Consider the following 17,721-nt stretch of genomic DNA (forward strand, 5'->3'; position numbering starts at 1 on the left):
CATGAAATGGACAATTGAGCATCAAGACGAGGGTAAACTTTTACGAGAGTTTTTACGCAATGACCAAGGCTTTTCAAGGAGAATCCTGAAAAGTCTTATTTATGATGGTGGCAGTATACTAGTTAATGAAAAAGAAGAGAATTTACGCTATTCTTTAAAGTTAGGGGATATCGTGACCATTGCGTTTCCTGTAGAAGAAAAAGGAAGTAGAATGCGTCCTGAAAAAATACTGATTGATATTATTTATGAAGATGATGCAGTCATAGTGATTAATAAACAAGCAGGAATTGCAACTATACCATCTTTGAACCATCCGAACAATTCAGTAGCTAATGGCGTTCTATTTCATTACGAAAAACATCATATTCCTTATACGGTTCATGTAGTAACAAGACTTGACCGAGATACGTCAGGGCTATTATTAATTGCTAAGCATCGCTACAGCCATTCTATTTTATCTGCTTCCCAGAAACAAGGGAAAGTGAAGAGGAAGTATTATGCAATTATTCAAGGTGCTTTACAAGAAGAGCAAGGTATGATTGATGCGAATATTGGTAGAAAAGAAGGCTCTATTATTGAGAGAACAGTAAGTAATGATGGGCAAAGGGCTGTTACACATTACCAGGTTATGAAAGAAACCAATTCACATTCATTGCTTGAAGTACAGCTTGAAACCGGAAGAACTCATCAAATCCGTGTTCATTTTTCCCATCTAGGGCATCCACTGGCTGGAGATGATTTGTATGGGGGAGAGAAAACAGTGATTGACCGTCAAGCATTACATTGCTGTTCACTCGAATTTGAACACCCTCAATCAAAAGAATGGATGACCTTTACAACAGAATTACCCGAAGATATGAAAAAGATCCTTCCAGACGAATACTAATTATTCATCTGGAAAGGATCTAAATTTTTCTTCATTATATGGTTGTTCAGATGGGACGGAGATAGTTGTTTCTTCAGGAAGTCTAAAAGCTGTTAACGTATTCCCGAAAACACATCCTGTATCGATATTAATCGTTTGATTAACCAGTCTTGGCTTCAACACAGGTGTATGACCATACACAATCCATTTATCTCCATTGTAGCTTTGTGCCCAGTCTCTTCTAATTGGCCTTCCAGCCTCATCAAATTCACCTGTAATATCCCCATACAAAACAAATGTCTTCACTTTTTTATCATGTCGGCCAATATAGGCCTTTTTTATTCCTGCATGTGCTACTACCGCGTTTGCCTCAGGAATTTCTAAATAGAGTGGTGCCTCTTCATATAGGCGCATGAACTGGCTGCTGATATGTCCTTGCATTTTTTTATCTAGTGCCTCGTATTCTGCAACGGTAGTTTCCAGTCCATGCTGTTGCTTAACATTATTACCAAGAAAAAAACGATACAGTTTATTACAGTGATTACCTGGTACATACCATGCTTTTTTCTTCTTTACAACCATTTCAAAAACCAGTTGAATTACTTTAATGGATTCTGGACCACGGTCGGTTAAATCGCCGACGAAAATAGGAATACGACCATCGGGATGGGTATAAATATCTTGTTCTTTTTTATAACCTAACGTTTCAAACAAAGAACATAGCTCCTTATAACATCCATGGATATCACCTATAACATCAATTTTCATCGTCTCACCTCCATAAAATAAAAGCGAGAATAGTTTTTGCTATTCCCGCTCTATTCAAACATATATTTCTTCGTTCGAGAGTGAATATTTAATACAATACCGATTGCGATTAGATACGTTAATGTTGAGCTACCTCCGTAGCTTAAGAATGGAAGTGGTAGCCCGGTGATAGGAAGTAATTTAATGGACATGCCAATGTTTTGGAAGATTTGATATGCAAACATACCGACAACTCCAGTTACAATATAGCTACCATAGCTATCATTACTTTGGATTGCAATATGGATAAGGCGATAAAGTAACAGGAAGAATAATGTTACTACGATACTGGAACCAATAAAACCAAATTGTTCTGCAATGGCAGTAAAGATCATATCAGTTTGACGTTCAGGAACACTCACTTGCATTACTTCAATACCTTTACCAAATAGCTGACCGGAACCAATGGCCATCATTGCACGTAAAAGTTGAAAGCCTGAATCAGAGTATTTCTCTGGTTCTAGCCAACCATAAAAACGACTAGATACATGTTTAAATACCGTCTCATCTAAGAAAACAGCAACAGAATTTGGAAACATAAAATATGCTGCCATAATAATAGCGATTATCGCTAGTGTAAGTAACAGAATTGAAAATATTAATCTCCACCGAATTCCGGAAACTAAAATCATTGCTCCTACGATGGCACATAATACTAGAAATCCTCCTAAGTCAGGCTGAACAGCGATGAGTCCCATTGGCGGTAGAGAATAGATTGAAATTTTGGCTAACAACCAGAGGTCACTTTTAATAGTCTGTACGACAAACTTTTGGTTATGAGCATAGATGACATGAGCTAGTGCCAGGATAAGGATTACTTTCATAAACTCAGCCGGTTGCAAGGTACCTAGTACTGGAAACTTAAACCAACTGTAGGCACCATTTATTTCAGGGATGATGCCTGATAGAATTCCAAAGTATTTCCTTAAGAATATCAAAAAGAGCATCATTGTTCCAATACCATACAATACCCAGGTCAGTTGCCTAAATCGGTCATAATCAATCAGCATGATAAGTGCAATTATAATACTGCCACCTACATACCAAAGGATTTGCTTTTCCGTAAAGTGAAGGCCCTGCAAGTTGGCTGGCAATGTTGGTTCAACAGTATATATACTAAATGCGCTAACAATGCCAAGAAGTATAACAATTGTTATTAACGTATAGTCAAGGTTATTTTTTGTGTTATTCATGTATTATCCTAACTTTCTGTATGAACTTACATCTCTTTAAAGTTTACACGATTTCCAATCATTTATTAAGCATTATATTATTATAACATTTTTTTCTTGTGTTAGCTGAATGATTTTAAAGGGTATGGTATAACTATAAGAGAAATAAAAAGGGAGGGTTGCGTCATGGAAAATATTGAAGAATTGAAAGAAGAATTGTTTGAAAAACTTAAACAAGATTTGATGGAAGAGAATATTGAAGAATTCAGAATGAGTTTCTTGGATATTCATCCATACGATCAAGCTGGGTTTTTCATGGAAGTCGATGCAACCGATCGAATGTTAATTTACAGTTATCTTTCTCCTTTAGAAGTTGCGGCAATGATGGAGCATATTGAGCTTGAAGACACAGAACCATTTTTCTCTGAAATGGATCCGCAATTTGCTTCGATGATATTTGCAGAAATGGCAACAGATGATGCAGTTGATATATTAAATGAGATGGAAAAGGATAAGGTTGTTAGCTTTTTAACGATTATGGATGCTGAGGATGCTGAGGATATTAAAGATCTTCTCCATTATGAAGAAAAAACTGCTGGTAGTATTATGACAACGGAATTCATTTCTGTCTTTAAAACCCAAACTGTTAGAGATACGATGCTTCAATTAAAGGAAGAGGGACCAGAAGCAGAGACCATTTACTATTTATATGTTGTGGATAGTGACAAGAAATTGGTTGGGGTATTATCTTTAAGAGACCTTATCATCTCAAGTGATGAAATTACGATTGAAAGCATTATGAATGAGAATGTCTTCCATGTATCTGTTGCGGAAGACCAAGAGGAAGTTGCAAAGGTTATGCGTGATTACGACTTCCTAGCGGTTCCAGTTGTTGATTTTCAGCAACATTTATTGGGAATTATCACAGTTGATGATATTTTAGACGTTATTGACGAAGAAGCAAGTGAGGATTACTCAAAATTAGCTGGTATTTCCGAAGGGGACAAACCGGATACAAATCCGTTGGTTGCAGCGAGGAAGCGGCTTCCTTGGCTAATCATATTATTATTCCTTGGGCTATTAACTGCTAGTCTTATTGGGCAGTTTGAAGAAACTTTAAGTAAAGTAACAATCCTATCCATCTTTATTCCATTAATTGCGGGGATGGCGGGTAACACTGGTACGCAAGCACTTGCCGTAGCAGTTAGAGGACTTGCAACTGGAGAATATGGGGAGGAAGGAAAACTTAAATTGATATTTAGAGAAGCTGGAACAGGCCTTATTACTGGAACAGTATGTGGAATTATTATTACGGTAGTTATTTTCTTATGGCAGCATAATCTGTACTTAGGTATCCTTGTTGGTTTATCAATCATGGCCACTTTGGTTGTTGCAACAATCGCGGGGTCATTAATTCCAATCATTATGCATCGCATGAAAATTGATCCAGCAGTTGCCTCGGGTCCATTTATTACGACGATTAACGATATTATCTCCGTATTAATCTATTTTGGTTTAGCGACAGCTTTTATGAGCTTTTTGTTGTAATAGCGAAGAAGAATGAGCATAGTAGGGGAATGAGATTCTCCTACTTTTTTAAGTATACCTAAAAATAGGTAGTTTTTTTTCTACTTATAGGAAAACACCATGTTTTCTAATGCAATGGTGTACTTTTTCCTAGGCATTTACACAATTCCATATCGAGGTTCATATAATGAGATGATAAGTGAAAAAGAAAGGAGATCACCCATCTTGTCTGAACGTAGTAAATTTGCAAATGAACCGTTAATGTATATTCATCAACCGACTCAAGGTAAACCAAGTGCCCCTATGCAGCATTCCTATATAACACCAAAGAAATCAGCAGTGTCAGCATTATCACCACAAACGGAAAAAAATACAACACCAACTCCAATTAAAAAAAGACCTACATTAAATTCCTTCCACAATGATATTGCTGAGAAGCCACAGAAGTCACAGAAGCCACAAGTAAAACAAAAAAGACCAAGTATTAGTGGTCCGAAAGAAGAAAAAATGATTATGAATACTTCCTCACCTCAAATACAAGAACAATCGGATGATAAAAGTAAAAAGAAATTCAAGGACATGACTATCCAGGAGAAAGTCCATTATTTCATTAATACTCCTAGTCATTTACCGAGAATGAAATGTGAAGTGCGAACCGAAGAAAGAAAATATCGAGGTATTATTCTTGATTTAGAAGATAATGAAGTTCGAATGAGAGTAGGGAGAAGAACTGTTTTCATTACGATGGAAGATATTATAGAAATACAATTGTTAGGTTTAGGCTTATAACAGAGACGATTTATGAGTTGAATTAATATGACCAAGTGGCCCTTATACACCTATGTATTTGGACCACTTGGAATGAGCTTTAATCTTGGGAAACTAAAAAAATAAACACCATGGAGAGCAGTGAACTCTCCATGGTGTTTCAAATTATCAGTCAAACACACTTATTGCAGGTAAACAAGTAACGTGACAGAAGCAATCAAGATCTACAGTAATACATATTCCAGTATTTTCTAGATTGTTAGTTGATTGATCGCACGGGTCTTTTAAGTGGTCGCAATGACATGGATCATTAGGATCACGTAATAATTCTAGAACTGCACAGCAATCATCTGTTACTTTTTTTACACGGAAGATGAAGCTAGCTTTTAAATCTCCAATTGTACCTAATCCACCACCGCGTTTTGCTCCGAATCCTTTAAATGGTTTACAATCACCTGCACAGTATAAAATTACAGGTACTGTGTCTAGCCCATTACCAGGATCTGTTTCACCTAATAAATCGTTGATTGATTGTTCACAACTAGTGTCGCAACAGTTCTCAATAACATCGTTTTGAGCATCAACAATATCACGAAGAATCTCACAAACGCAGTTTTCTCTTGTTGCTGCACCTTCTACTCTACCATGGCTACAACCCATGAAACATTTCTCCTTTCATCATGCTTATTGACTTATTGTCTTTAATAGAATATGTGTTAGCAACTATATGGTGTGGGCACCTGTACGATATTTTGATAAGTCTTAAAGTCGAATAAAAAGCAGTAGAAATAGGGCATTTGACCATACTTATCCCGGGCTAGTTACATAGACTAATAACGAGCAAAATTCATGAAGGAGTGACAAGCAATGTCTGAAAATAGAAGAGTAATTCGAGTTAAAGATCTTGTGATTGAAGCGGAAAATGTAATTATTAACCCAAAAAGAAGGCATGATCCAATTTTAGGTGGCTTTAGAGATGAAGACGATCAATTAGAATCAAGCAGTAGTAGTAGCAGTGAATCCGGAAGCGATGAACGTGATAACAATAATAGGGGCAGAGGGCCATTTTCCTGGATATAGAATAAGTTTTATGGCCCATTATAACCAACATCATAGCAGCTAATTTAGCTGCATTTTTTTTTACATAAAGTGAAACTTCAATCAGTGGGGGTTTTTGTACTTCCCCCACTGATTGTTAGTTGAACGAATCGGGCTTTTACTGGCTGTTGATCCCTCACTTATAATTCTTGAATTTCACTCGAATTCTCGAAGTGGGGATCTTACAGCCAGTTAACCTGCGATAAAATAGGGAGGGGGAAGCGAATGGATAGGGAAAAACTGATAAAAAACCTAGGCATAATTGAAAAGCATCTAGAGAAAAATGAAAAGTGGTTTCAACAGCCTGAAAAGAAAATGATTACATTTGAAAAAGAAATGGGGGAATGGAATACACGTTTTTTGAAAACAATTGGCGAAATGGAGCACTGGATAACCGAGTTAGAAAAGAAAATGGAAGGTTAATTTGTTGTGATAGACAGACATAAAATAAGGAATGATATCGAATATCTATAGTAAAAGGTTGAGGGGGTAGTAATATGGGATATATATTACCGATTCAACAACATGAATATGCGGATTATCAGAGAAGAATGGTTACAAGGAAAAGAACAATAACATCGGTTGAAAAATCCTATAAAACGGTTTTAAGGACGAAGTATGAAGAATTGAAACATGAGGAAGAGATAAGAAATCAGGATCTTGAGGCAATGCGTCCAACAAAAGCTCCTATATCTTCCTATAGTGATATGGATGAGGTATATACAGAAATAACAGGATTAGGACATTTTGTAAATGAACGTGTGTAGAGGACCTTCTTAGTAAGGGAAATGAAACAGTCCATAGGTGGAACTTAGTTGCATATTTGTGAGCAAATTAGCGAGCTTAAGGAATTTGAAAAAGCCCACTCGAAATAAGAGTGGGCGAGAGTGTAATCTAAACTGTGTAAGTAGAAGAGCGTACGGCTTCTGCTTGACAGTTTAGATTTTTTTTATATTCCCATAATGGGAATATAAGGAATTGGAGGAATTGATATGGCAAAAATTAAGCGTGATCCTAAATCTGTAGACCTAGCTAATAGAATTATCGAAGAGTATCAACCAAAATCTGTGGATGACATGCAGAAAGCTCTTAAGGATATTTTCGGACCAATGTTCGAAGCAATGTTAAAAGGTGAAATGAATCACCATTTAGGTTATGAATCAAATGATAAAGGTGAAAAAGAATCATCAAATAGAAGAAATGGATACGGTAAGAAAATGTTACACACAAGTTCTGGAGAGGTAGAAATTGCTACCCCACGTGATCGTGATGGATTATTTGAACCAAAACTTATTCCCAAGCGCCAAAGGGATGTTTCAGCTATTGAGGACAAAGTCATTTCTATGTATGCTCGGGGCATGTCACAACGGGATATCTCATTAACCATTGAAGATATTTACGGCTTTTCTGTTTCCCATGACATGGTATCAGATATCACGGATTCGGTGATTCCTGAGTTAGAGGAATGGCAAACCCGTCCACTAAGTAACTGTTATGCTTTCTTGTTTGTAGACTGTATGTTTACAACTATTAGGAATGAATATGAAACCAAGAAATATGCTGTTTACACGATTCTTGGCTATACCATGCAAGGAAAAAAGGATGTTCTTGGCTTGTGGTTAAATGAAACCGAAAGTAAGCATAAATGGATGCAAATATTTGATGAGATTAAGGCGAGAGGCGTTGAAGATATATTCTTTATTTCTATGGATGGTGTAAGTGGATTAGAGGAAGGTGCCCGTGCCATTTTCCCAGAAGTAACCGTTCAACGATGTATGGTTCATTTGATACGTAACTCCATCAAATATGTTCCAAGCAAGGATTACAAAGCCTTTACAGCCTCATTGAAGAAGGTTTATGGTGCTCAAAGTCTTAAGGCCTGTCAAAGTGCATTTGAATCGTTTAAACAACAATGGTCAGCGTATCCGGGGGCAATTAATGTGTGGACAAGAAACTATCATCATGTTGAACAGCTATTTGAATATGGAAGTGCGATAAGAAAGATCATGTATACAACGAATGCGGTTGAAAGCATCCATTCAAGCTTTAGAAAGGTAACCAAAAAAGGTGCGTTTCCAAATGAAAATGCTCTTTTAAAAGTTCTATATTTGCGAATTAAAGAGTTGGGAGCTAAGTGGGAAGGTGGTCATATTAATAACTGGTCTATCGTAATGAATCAGCTATTAATTCATGAAGGACTAGAAGAAAGAGTACACAAATATATTTAAGGAGGATATAGAACCCGTATCACGTACGCCACCATTGACTTTGCTTTTGTCCGTGTTGTTGAATTCTTCGCAGGATGGTCAAAATAAAGCCCTTTGGGGCAATCCTGCTTTAAATTGTAACACGGACAAATCGATTCTAAGCATTCGCTGGCGGGGCCCCGACCCCTTCCACCGAATACTAAGAATCGGGCGCTGCAGTCAATGGTGGCTTGCTGTGACACTTATTTAATAGCTCGCACATTTGTTGGTAAGTGGTTCCATTCACGAATAGTTGGTTAAAATATCAATAAATAATAATTAATTTACACACTTTATTTGACAAACCCAGAGTGGGCTTTTAATCTGCTTTTAATGCTTCCTTTTCCCTCTATTGATAAATGGTAATAGGAATAATTCCTCGTCTTTCATATACTCTGCATAAAACACATCTTTTACTTGATCATAGCCTTGTACTTTTAATTCTTCCAACAACCATTCTTCTGTAAGGTTTTTTTCTTCTAAATTATCATAGATAATTTCTCCATCATTGATTAGTGTGACGGATAGGTTAGCGGGTTGTGGCGCTAGCTTCATATCTTTACGAGTGGGTGTCTGGTAATCTGATCTTTTCAATACAGAAATAGCACCATTCGTTTCTAAAATTGCGTATTCTACCTCACGAATAGAAAACACATCCTTCTCACGCAGAAGATGTTGAAGCTGATTGACATCTAATTTATTCTTTTTCAGCACATCTCGAATCAACTTCCCATTACGAATAACAATCTCGGGTGAACCTTCTAGTAAGGCGCGTGATCCTTTGAACCTCTGTGTAATCCACTCTGTAAGATATAATAATCCCCCCCATAAAAAAAGCACATAAGCAATTTCCAGAATCCCAGCTTTATCGTCAAATAACGCATTCCCAACAAGTTCACCAAGTATAATAGCTGAAATAAAATCAAATGCTGTTAGTTGAGAAATCTGTGTTTTGCCAAGAAGTTTTGTCATTAAATATAAGGCGAAAAAGCCAAAGAGTGTGTCTATAAACATTTGAAAATATGAAATCAACCCTAATGTCCCCTTTCCATTCTTAGATTAACCGGAATGTAAAAAGTCATACACAGATTAGGGGATAAGAAAAAAGACAGTCCGAACAAAGGACTGTCTACATTATTTCTTTTATCATCGTTACGTGGGGGATACCTGCATCAAGGAATTCGCCTGAAACAGATATATATCCCAATTTTTTATAAAAATTCTCGGCATGTGTTTGAGCATTTAATTTTGCCTTGTTAAAGCCTTTTTCTCTAATAATATTTTCCATTGCTAGAATAAGTTCTTTACCAAACGACTTTCCACGGTATTCCTTTAAAACACAGATACGTTCCAACTTGCCATATTCTTCTACAAATCGTAGACGACTGGCTGTAATTGGAATGTTATCCTTATATCCAACAAAATGAATGGCAGTTTCGTCATGGCGGTCAATTTCTTCTTCTATGGGAACTTTTTGTTCCTCAACAAATACAATCGTACGAACTTGATACGCATGTTCCTTTTCTTCAGGTGTTTCTACAATCTTTATTTTCATAATAGTTCCTGACCGAAAACAAATGATTCGTAAACAGTCCAAGAACCGTTTTCTAATTGATATAGAAGCTGGAAACGATCTACTTCTTCTTCATATTGAAAACTTCTCATCTTCATTCGACCAAAGACATCAGAATACTCATCGTCCAATAATTTTTGCCCAATCGTAATATGCGGAACAAATGCAAATTTCTTATTTTGTGGAAACTTTCCTTCATGAAGCTTTTCATATAGTTCGGTTAACTTTTCGTTTGGCTCCACTTTTAAGTAAATCGTATTTGTTACAGGTACAAATGAACTAGCCTTATTAATACGTATTGTCAGTGGTTCTGTTTCATTTGCAATTCGTTTTAATTCTGGAATCAATTCCTCTATCATATCATCATCAGCAACGAAGGCTTCCTTCAATGTGATATGGGGTGGAATTAAAGGATAATGCGGGTCATAACGTTTACGATAAGAATTAGCTTCATCTTGAATTTTTTTTGATGGGAAAATTGCGATTCCGTATTTCATGCTAGAACCTCCTATTATTTTATCGTTTAAGTATTATGGTTTTATGGTTTCTCTTAATTTATAACAAAAATTATAATAGTTAAAGTGTTTTATTCCCTATTTAAATGATTACTAAAACTAATGGTCACCAAAGATTGTTTTTAAAGCATTTACCATATCATTTTGCCAGTACTTCCACGTATGCTCACCGTCTTGAATTTCTTTATAATGATAGGTTAATCTCTTTTGTTCTAGTACTTCCTTTAGTTCTCTGTTTGGAGTTAAGAAATCCACTTTCAGACCCTTTGTTGTATCCACGTTAGTCTCTGAAGTACCAATAGTATGGTATATATCGAGAGCATGAATTTTAGATGTATTTTTAACTGCTTCTAATACCATTTCATCAACAAGTGGGGACTGAATAATTACCTTACCAAATGTATTTGGATATTTAATGGCCATTGTTAAGGCTAGCGTACCCGCTAATGAGTCTCCCATTAAGGCACGTGTACCACCCATATGATAGGTAGGGAGGATATCGTCCAAATAGGGTACAACCTCTTTCATTAAAAACTTTGAATATGCTTCATATTGTTCTCCAGATGGATGGTATTTTTTTAAGCGATCGTATCGGTCCTTATAATGAATGCCAATGAAAATTGTATTTTCAATTTCAGCATCATCATGAAGTTGATCACTAAATGTTGCCACACGCCCCATCTGATAGTAATCATTTCCATCCTGCATAATGCAAATATGATACTTATACAAGGGTGAAAAAGTTTCAGGTTGATAAATTTTTAGTGTCATATTTTCTTCAAGATAAACGCTGTTTATTATATGCTCTTGCATTTTTCCTTTTCTGGCCAATCGATTCACCTCATCAGCAAATTACCTATTCCTATTTTATCATGAAAGCCCTTAAGTTGTAACCTTAACTACCAACTACTTCACGAATTTGGCCTTTGTAAAGGTTATAATAGTTTTCTTTTCGTTCTAGTAGTTCATCATGATTCCCTTTTTCTAAGATTTGCCCGTGTTCTAACATCACAATTTGATCAGCTTCTTGAATGGTGTTTAATCGGTGAGCAATGATGAAACTTGTTCTGCCCCTCATTAACTCACTTAATGCTTCTTGGATTTTTAATTCGGTTATTGTATCAATGTTACTTGTTGCTTCATCAAGTACAAGGATAGTTGGTTCTGCAATAAATGCACGTGCAATTGTTAATAATTGCTTTTGTCCCTGACTGATTCCACTACCATCTTGGTCTAAAATGGTATCGTATCCCTCTGGTAATTGTTCGATAAAGTCATGGGCATTGGCTTTCATAGCAGCTTCTATAACTTCTTCATCAGTTGCATTTAAACGACCATATCGGATGTTTTCCCTAATTGTATTATGAAATAAGAAGGAATCTTGTAAAACGAACGCCATATGGGACCTTAAACTAGACCTAGTGATATTCTTTAGATCAATTCCATCAAGTGTAATTTTCCCACTTTCGTAATTATAGAATCGAGAAATTAAATTAATGATAGTCGTTTTACCTGCACCAGTATGCCCGACAAAGGCTACGGACTCTCCTGGTTTTGCCTCAAAGTTAATTTTATTTAAAATTAGTTCATCTTCATAACCAAAAGATACATTTTCAAATTTGAGATGTCCTTTAGTTTTTAGAAGATCCATAGCTTTTCCTTCATCTAATTCCTCTTCAACTTCATCCATTACATTAAAAACGCGCTCGGCACCAGCAACAGCTGACAGGAGAAGATTGAATTGGTTGGATAGTTCATTTAATGGGCGAGTAAACTGACGAGCGTATTCAGTGAAAATTACGATCGTTCCAACTGTAACAAGTGTTGTATTAATAGTTAAGATTCCACCAACAAGGGCAATCATTCCGAAACTCAGGAAGTTCAACATGTTCATCACTTTAGGTATAAAACCAGCAATGGTTAATGACCAGAAACCAGATTGATTTAAATCTTTATTTTTTACTTCAAATTCTTTGGTGACACGTTCCTCTTGGGAATAAGTTTTTACAACATGTTGTCCAGACACGATTTCTTCAACATATCCATTAAGTTCACCAAGTCGATTTTGTTGTAACTTATATAATGGACCGGTTCTCCTTGTAATCCAACGAGTTGCTAAGAACATTACAGGTACAATAGACATAGTCACAACCGTTAATATTGGACTAAGATAAATCATTACACCAATCGTTCCAATTAGTGTTATTACACTGGAAAAAACTTGGATTACAGACTGGTTTAACGTGTTATTGACATTATCGATGTCATTTGTGATCCGACTCATTAATTCTCCGTGCTGTCTTTTATCAAAATAGGCAATTGGCAAACGATGGAATTTATGGAAAAGCTCAGAACGCAAATCATACACCGTATTTTGTGCAATACCTATCATCCAGAAACTTTGTAGAAAGATGGAAAGGGAATTCAACAGATAAACGAAAACAAGTCCGATTACCAACATTCCAAAACCAGATAATTCCTTATCTACAATAAAATTATCAATTGCCATCCCGACCATAAACGGTCCAAGTAAGCTCATAGCCGAGCTAATGAGTACCATTAAAACAACAAGCCACAATTTAGCTTTTTCTTTTGCAAGATACGACCAAATTCGTTTAATTGTTCCAACCGTGTTGGAGGCACGTTTTTTCGTTACTTCCTCGGAAATATTTTCAATCGGTATTTTTTCATATTGAAAGGGAGCTTTTAGCTGTTGTTTAACGGACATTTGGATACTCCTTTCCAAACTGAGATTCCACAATTCTTTGGTACAATTCGGAATCCTTTAGTAAATCCTCATGTGTACCAATGTGTAACATTTTACCTTCATCTAATAGTAGAATTCGATCGGCATTCATAGCTGTAGAAACCTTTTGTGTAATAATAAACATTGTATTTAAGTCATCTTGAATGGCTGTGAGCAATTTTGCTTCTGTTGCCAAATCAAGTGCACTAGTACTATCATCAAGCATTAGAATTTTAGGTTTACGAATTAATGCTCTAGCAATCGAAATACGTTGTTTTTGTCCACCAGAGAGGTTAACACCTTTTTGCCCAATTTGGGTTTGATATTGGTTCGGTAAATCCATAATCGTATCGTGAATTTGTGCGTCTTTTGCTGCATTTAGTATTTCTTGCTTCGATGCATTATCTTTACCCCAAGAAATATTTTCGATGATTGGTCCACTGAAAAGTAAAGGAGTCTGCGGCGCATATCCGATTGCATTACGTAGTGAATCTAATTTATAAGAAGAGATTGGTCTTTCGTCAATATAAATTTCTCCATCAGTAACATCATATAATCTTGGGATGAGTTGGAATAAAGATGATTTTCCAGAACCTGTTGCTCCGATGATGGCAAGTTTTTCACCGGGATTTACGGTGAAGGAAATATTGCTAAGTACAGGACCATCAGAAGTTGGGTATCGGAAAGATACGTCTTTAAATTCTACTTTACCATGTGTGATTTTTTGTTTTGCATCAGAATCTTTTGAGTCCAATAAATCAACTTCTTCCACCAGAACTTCACTAATTCTTTCTGCGGATGCTTTAGTACGCGAAAGTGCCATGATAATGAATGAGAACATTGAAATTGCCATGGCAACACGCATTGCATAGTTAAGTATTGCAACAACATCTCCAACTTCAGCAGTACCAGAAATAGATTGCGTATTACCAACCCAGAGAATGGCGATTATACTTAAGTTCATGACGAATAATAGTATAGGCATCGATGCCTCGATGAAGCGGAATGTAAACCTTGTATTATTCCTTAAGTTCGTATTTGCATCTGTAAAACGTTCTTCTTCGTAATCCCGCCTAAAAAAGGCTTTGATCAATCGCATTCCTGCAAGGTTCTCCTGCATGACACGGTTAACATTATCAATGCTTTTTTGAACTTTATTAAACATTTTGGAAGCTATCTTTAGAACCCATAGTAAGAAAACTAGAAGAATTGGAACTGTAATTAAGAAAATAATAGCAAGTCTTGGATTAACAACAAAAGCCATGATGACTCCGCCTAGTGCAATCAGTGGTGCCTTAGCCATTATTCGTAGTCCCATGAAAATAGTGTTTTGGATTTGTCTAACATCGTTTGTAAATAATGTCATCAGATGTGATGTTGGGTGATGATTTAAATTTGCAAATGAAAATTCTTGTATTTTACGAAATAATCTTTCGCGAATATCATGAGCGAAACCCCAGCTTACATGGGAAGCATAAAAGGAATTAATAATTCCAGAAATAAATGAGAAAAATGCTAAACCAATCATGATGCTACCCCACATGACTATATTATTTAAGTCACCATTCATAACCCCATTATCAATCATTTTCCCTAAGAAAAATGGAAGAAGTAGCTCGACAGCAAGTTCGATGAGCATGAGGAAAAAGGCAACAAATGCAGGCAATTTGTATGGCTTTAAAAAGGAAAATACTGTTTTCAAATGAATTTTACCCCCGTTGTCGAAAATATGAATTTTTTCAATATGGAAAATATAATGCTATTTTATTATAATAGATAAACAAGTTTAGTTCCAAGGATTTATTTCGTGTTTCGAATGAAATTTGTATGATGAAATAGTAGGAAGGAAATTAACATATAGTTTATTAGAGTGATATTAGTTATATACTAGACTTTAAAATTGGGGGAAATAAAATGTCATTTTACGAAACATTTGATAAACATATGAATTCCATTATGCAAAAAAATATGGAGGAATTTGAATCTACCATTCATCCTGATTCTATTACATTAATATTAGGTAATGGTCGAATGATTCAAGACAGAAAGGAGTTTATCCGTTTCCACAAGGAATGGTTTGCTGATGATGATTGGAGTATAGACTTTAAAGTTGTGAAATCTATTGTATCATCGGATTTAGCTTCAGTCCTTTTAAAAATTCATTACGATGATCTTGATGAGAATGCAAATTCCTATCATTTCGATTATTATTTACAGTTGTTATTTGAAAACGTGGACGGAAACTGGCTCTTACTTTTGGATCAAAATACAAATATTAGTTGACCTTTAGAAATGTGATGGGCGAGATTCTAAAGTACTTCTTGGTCAGGGTAGTGGTAATAAGTTTTGATTGACATTAATTATTTGCTTTCATATAATTAGAATTAAATAATCGCATGACATAATGATTCCGTAGCTCAGCAGGGAGAGCGCTACCTTGACAGGGTAGAGGTCGTTGGTTCGAGCCCAATCGGAATCACTAGTAGTACCAAGGGTTTAAGGCTCTTGGTACTTTTCTATTTATCTGTTTTGACCACATTTTGACCACGTAGGAAATTAGAGAAATTCTCAGCAGTTTGTTTTTGCATATCTGGTAACACGTGTGAGTATGTGTCTAAAGTAACTGAAATTTTGCTGTGTCCTAACCTCTCACTTACAATTAAAGGAAATAGTCTATTTATATCTAAATGATAACCCAATTAAAGGTGTTAGTGCACTAGGTGAGTTACCGAACTTGGAAGAAGTGTATTTATACGGAGTTCAGTTATCGAACGATGATTATGAGCTTTTAGAAAGATTATCTAAAGAAGGAGTACAAGTTTATCACGAAGATTTCATTGATAATCGTGACAGTATAGAGGATCCTAAAGAGGAAGAACCAGGTAAAGAAGAAGGTACGAAGATGGGGACACTGGTTCTGATAATGAAGGAAATGAAGATAACAATACTGGTTCTGATGATGAAACAGCTGGAGTGGGAGAAGGTAAAGGAGCAGACGGTGGTAAAGAATCTGCTGCTGATAATGCTAAAACAGAAACTAGCACCTCTACTGATGGAAATTCGGAAGTTACAGGTGCTAAATTACCAAACACAGCGACTAATATCTACAACCTCATATTTCTTGGAACAATCATTCTAGCAGCAGGTATTATCAGTCTATACTTTACAAGCAGAACAAAAGCAATCAATTAATAAAAACGGGTCAAATAGGGACATTTCCTAATTGACCCGTTTTAATGTCTGGGAGGTACCAGTTCTTATTCTTTTTGGAAAAATTTCTTGCTTTTTACTGTTAGACTAAATTGTTTGAAAATTTTATGGTAATATATTATTAGAAAACTTATGTTTAATAAAAGAGGGGAAAGAAATGCCAAACAGTAATCAGAAATTTACTGAACTACATGTTGAAAAACTTAATATTGTCGACAAGGAAGGCACAATTAAAATCACACTATTTAATCAGAATAATGTCCCACCCATCATCATGGATGGAAAAGGTATTTTGCCTGGGCATAGAAAAAGTGATCCAATTTCTGGCATAGGAAGTAAAAAGCTACCCAGAACTGTGTCAACTACACTCATAGCTGTTTCATGTTTACTACTTGTTAGTCCATATATTTTAAGTTATTTTCTAAGTTGAAAATCATTAATGTACAAGGAGATATTACGATGAGTTTACCAAATGTAAAACAACTATTTGTTGGAAAAGTGAAGCAGATTGGAGACCCTGGTGCAAAGAATGCAATGGACCGAGTATGGGAAAGTGGTATGTTTAAAAAAGGAACAAACGAAAAAATCTGGCTTAGTAAAACTGGGTTAGTAGGTGACGAGGTTGCAGATAAGAAAAATCATGGTGGACCGGAGAAGGCAATTTTCACATACTCAGCAATGCATTATGATTTTTGGAAGAATAAACAACATATTGAAGCAATAGATTTTGGTGGATTTGGTGAAAATCTAGTTGTTGAGAATATGGATGAAAATTCTGTTTGTATAGGGGATTCATATCAATTCGGTGAGGCGATTATCCAGGTTTCTCAACCACGCAGGCCTTGCTGGAAACCAGCTCGTCGTTTTCGGACGATGGACCTTGCATTGCAAATTCAGAATTCAGGTAGAACGGGGTGGTATTTTCGAGTGTTAGAGGAAGGGTTTGTTCAAGGTGGAGAAGAATTGATTTTATTACAACGAGCTTTTCCTGAATGGACAATTGCAAAATGTAATGAAGTGATGTATGAAAAAAAGGATGATCTAAATCTAGCAGTAGAGTTAGCTGCTTGTGAAGCACTAGCAGAAAATTGGAAGCAGACACTACATAAACGATTGAAAGGAAAGGAATCAACTTCTGGAAATCGGGTGTTTGGGCCAAATAAGGTGTAACCACCATAAAAGAACAGCTTGAGT

The 17,721-nt window shown here is 36.0% G+C and carries 20 protein-coding genes and 1 tRNA gene; 12 read left to right on the forward strand and 9 right to left on the reverse strand.

Annotated features, from left to right (window positions below; translation table 11 throughout):
- Position 1 precedes the first annotated feature (1 nt).
- Entirely contained in the window at positions 2–886 is an 885-nt protein-coding gene (locus tag K332_RS0101035) for an RluA family pseudouridine synthase (protein ID WP_026905755.1), read from the forward strand.
- On the opposite strand, the gene prpE is transcribed toward K332_RS0101035, so the two are convergent.
- Positions 887–1,633 carry a bis(5'-nucleosyl)-tetraphosphatase PrpE gene (prpE, locus tag K332_RS0101040; RefSeq protein WP_026905756.1) on the reverse strand — a complete coding sequence of 249 codons (747 nt, stop codon included), beginning with the start codon at positions 1,631–1,633 and terminating at the stop codon, positions 887–889. It lies immediately after the preceding gene.
- A 50-nt stretch (positions 1,634–1,683) separates the two neighbouring features.
- Positions 1,684–2,865, reverse strand: coding sequence for an FtsW/RodA/SpoVE family cell cycle protein (locus K332_RS0101045; protein ID WP_026905757.1), 1,182 nt, complete (start codon positions 2,863–2,865; stop codon positions 1,684–1,686).
- Between the two features lie 165 nt (positions 2,866–3,030).
- On the opposite strand from K332_RS0101045, the gene mgtE reads away from it, so the two are divergent.
- Positions 3,031–4,392, forward strand: a complete 1,362-nt coding sequence (gene mgtE / locus K332_RS0101050) for a magnesium transporter (RefSeq protein ID WP_026905758.1) — start codon at positions 3,031–3,033, stop codon at positions 4,390–4,392.
- Between the two features lie 204 nt (positions 4,393–4,596).
- Positions 4,597–5,160 (forward strand): CotO family spore coat protein, encoded by a 564-nt coding sequence (locus tag K332_RS0101055; protein ID WP_026905759.1) that lies wholly within the window; start codon positions 4,597–4,599, stop codon positions 5,158–5,160.
- 147 nt (positions 5,161–5,307) lie between these two features.
- Here K332_RS0101055 and K332_RS0101060 read toward each other — a convergent pair whose 3' ends face one another.
- Positions 5,308–5,799 (reverse strand): CotY/CotZ family spore coat protein, encoded by a 492-nt coding sequence (locus tag K332_RS0101060; protein ID WP_026905760.1) that lies wholly within the window; start codon positions 5,797–5,799, stop codon positions 5,308–5,310.
- A gap of 207 nt (positions 5,800–6,006) precedes the next feature.
- Between K332_RS0101060 and K332_RS21760 the strand changes: the two genes are divergently transcribed.
- The 4 genes from K332_RS21760 to K332_RS0101080 all read left to right on the forward strand — a co-directional run bounded on the left by K332_RS21760 (position 6,007) and on the right by K332_RS0101080 (position 8,465).
- A complete protein-coding gene (locus K332_RS21760) occupies positions 6,007–6,219 on the forward strand; it encodes a hypothetical protein (protein WP_036687779.1) in 213 nt (70 codons plus the stop codon).
- Positions 6,220–6,462: 243 nt separating this feature from the next.
- Positions 6,463–6,660: a hypothetical protein gene (locus K332_RS0101070; protein ID WP_026905761.1), complete on the forward strand. Its 198-nt coding sequence runs from the start codon at positions 6,463–6,465 to the stop codon at positions 6,658–6,660.
- A 74-nt stretch (positions 6,661–6,734) separates the two neighbouring features.
- Entirely contained in the window at positions 6,735–7,004 is a 270-nt protein-coding gene (locus tag K332_RS21765; protein ID WP_036687782.1) for a hypothetical protein, read from the forward strand.
- A 225-nt stretch (positions 7,005–7,229) separates the two neighbouring features.
- Positions 7,230–8,465, forward strand: a complete 1,236-nt coding sequence (locus K332_RS0101080) for an IS256 family transposase (protein ID WP_026905762.1) — start codon at positions 7,230–7,232, stop codon at positions 8,463–8,465.
- A gap of 348 nt (positions 8,466–8,813) precedes the next feature.
- Here the strand turns inward: K332_RS0101080 and K332_RS0101085 are convergent, their stop codons facing one another.
- The 6 genes from K332_RS0101085 to K332_RS0101110 form a co-directional block, all read right to left on the reverse strand.
- Positions 8,814–9,515, reverse strand: coding sequence for a DUF421 domain-containing protein (locus K332_RS0101085; protein ID WP_026905763.1), 702 nt, complete (start codon positions 9,513–9,515; stop codon positions 8,814–8,816).
- Between the two features lie 97 nt (positions 9,516–9,612).
- Entirely contained in the window at positions 9,613–10,038 is a 426-nt protein-coding gene (locus K332_RS0101090) for a GNAT family N-acetyltransferase (RefSeq protein WP_026905764.1), read from the reverse strand.
- A complete protein-coding gene (locus tag K332_RS0101095) occupies positions 10,035–10,553 on the reverse strand; it encodes a YjcG family protein (protein WP_026905765.1) in 519 nt (172 codons plus the stop codon). The genes K332_RS0101090 and K332_RS0101095 overlap by 4 nt, the downstream gene beginning before the upstream one ends.
- A 117-nt stretch (positions 10,554–10,670) precedes the next feature.
- Positions 10,671–11,402: an alpha/beta hydrolase gene (locus tag K332_RS0101100; RefSeq protein ID WP_026905766.1), complete on the reverse strand. Its 732-nt coding sequence runs from the start codon at positions 11,400–11,402 to the stop codon at positions 10,671–10,673.
- 64 nt (positions 11,403–11,466) lie between these two features.
- A complete protein-coding gene (locus tag K332_RS0101105; RefSeq protein ID WP_026905767.1) occupies positions 11,467–13,299 on the reverse strand; it encodes an ABC transporter ATP-binding protein in 1,833 nt (610 codons plus the stop codon).
- Entirely contained in the window at positions 13,289–15,019 is a 1,731-nt protein-coding gene (locus K332_RS0101110) for an ABC transporter ATP-binding protein (protein WP_026905768.1), read from the reverse strand. The genes K332_RS0101105 and K332_RS0101110 overlap by 11 nt, the downstream gene beginning before the upstream one ends.
- A gap of 212 nt (positions 15,020–15,231) precedes the next feature.
- Between K332_RS0101110 and K332_RS0101115 the strand changes: the two genes are divergently transcribed.
- From K332_RS0101115 to K332_RS0101135, 5 genes are all read left to right on the forward strand, one after another.
- The gene (locus tag K332_RS0101115; RefSeq protein ID WP_026905769.1) at positions 15,232–15,600 is read left to right on the forward strand and encodes a nuclear transport factor 2 family protein; all 369 of its coding nucleotides are present in this window, start codon (positions 15,232–15,234) and stop codon (positions 15,598–15,600) included.
- 123 nt (positions 15,601–15,723) lie between these two features.
- Positions 15,724–15,796, forward strand: a tRNA-Val gene (locus tag K332_RS0101120).
- Between the two features lie 255 nt (positions 15,797–16,051).
- Positions 16,052–16,456, forward strand: a complete 405-nt coding sequence (locus K332_RS24135; protein WP_026905770.1) for a hypothetical protein — start codon at positions 16,052–16,054, stop codon at positions 16,454–16,456.
- Between the two features lie 228 nt (positions 16,457–16,684).
- Positions 16,685–16,957, forward strand: a complete 273-nt coding sequence (locus tag K332_RS0101130; RefSeq protein ID WP_026905771.1) for a hypothetical protein — start codon at positions 16,685–16,687, stop codon at positions 16,955–16,957.
- Positions 16,958–16,986: 29 nt separating this feature from the next.
- Positions 16,987–17,697 carry an MOSC domain-containing protein gene (locus K332_RS0101135; RefSeq protein ID WP_036687787.1) on the forward strand — a complete coding sequence of 237 codons (711 nt, stop codon included), beginning with the start codon at positions 16,987–16,989 and terminating at the stop codon, positions 17,695–17,697.
- Positions 17,698–17,721: the final 24 nt, after the last annotated feature.

Origin of the sequence: Paucisalibacillus globulus DSM 18846, assembly GCF_000482485.1 — a bacterium.
GTDB classification, from domain to species: Bacteria; Bacillota; Bacilli; order Bacillales; family Amphibacillaceae; genus Ornithinibacillus; species Ornithinibacillus globulus.

Bases quoted from the DNA above. Each gene is read 5' to 3' on its own strand.
- K332_RS0101105 (WP_026905767.1), bottom strand. From the start codon at position 13,299: ATGTCCGTTAAACAACAGCTAAAAGCTCCCTTTCAATATGAAAAAATA.
- K332_RS0101090 (WP_026905764.1), bottom strand. From the start codon at position 10,038: ATGAAAATAAAGATTGTAGAAACACCTGAAGAAAAGGAACATGCGTAT.
- K332_RS0101080 (WP_026905762.1), top strand. From the start codon at position 7,230: ATGGCAAAAATTAAGCGTGATCCTAAATCTGTAGACCTAGCTAATAGA.
- K332_RS0101095 (WP_026905765.1), bottom strand. From the start codon at position 10,553: ATGAAATACGGAATCGCAATTTTCCCATCAAAAAAAATTCAAGATGAA.
- K332_RS0101115 (WP_026905769.1), top strand. From the start codon at position 15,232: ATGTCATTTTACGAAACATTTGATAAACATATGAATTCCATTATGCAA.
- K332_RS0101070 (WP_026905761.1), top strand. From the start codon at position 6,463: ATGGATAGGGAAAAACTGATAAAAAACCTAGGCATAATTGAAAAGCAT.
- K332_RS21765 (WP_036687782.1), top strand. From the start codon at position 6,735: ATGGGATATATATTACCGATTCAACAACATGAATATGCGGATTATCAG.
- K332_RS0101035 (WP_026905755.1), top strand. From the start codon at position 2: ATGAAATGGACAATTGAGCATCAAGACGAGGGTAAACTTTTACGAGAG.
- K332_RS0101060 (WP_026905760.1), bottom strand. From the start codon at position 5,799: ATGGGTTGTAGCCATGGTAGAGTAGAAGGTGCAGCAACAAGAGAAAAC.
- K332_RS21760 (WP_036687779.1), top strand. From the start codon at position 6,007: ATGTCTGAAAATAGAAGAGTAATTCGAGTTAAAGATCTTGTGATTGAA.
- K332_RS0101045 (WP_026905757.1), bottom strand. From the start codon at position 2,865: ATGAATAACACAAAAAATAACCTTGACTATACGTTAATAACAATTGTT.
- mgtE (WP_026905758.1), top strand. From the start codon at position 3,031: ATGGAAAATATTGAAGAATTGAAAGAAGAATTGTTTGAAAAACTTAAA.
- K332_RS0101135 (WP_036687787.1), top strand. From the start codon at position 16,987: ATGAGTTTACCAAATGTAAAACAACTATTTGTTGGAAAAGTGAAGCAG.
- prpE (WP_026905756.1), bottom strand. From the start codon at position 1,633: ATGAAAATTGATGTTATAGGTGATATCCATGGATGTTATAAGGAGCTA.
- K332_RS0101130 (WP_026905771.1), top strand. From the start codon at position 16,685: ATGCCAAACAGTAATCAGAAATTTACTGAACTACATGTTGAAAAACTT.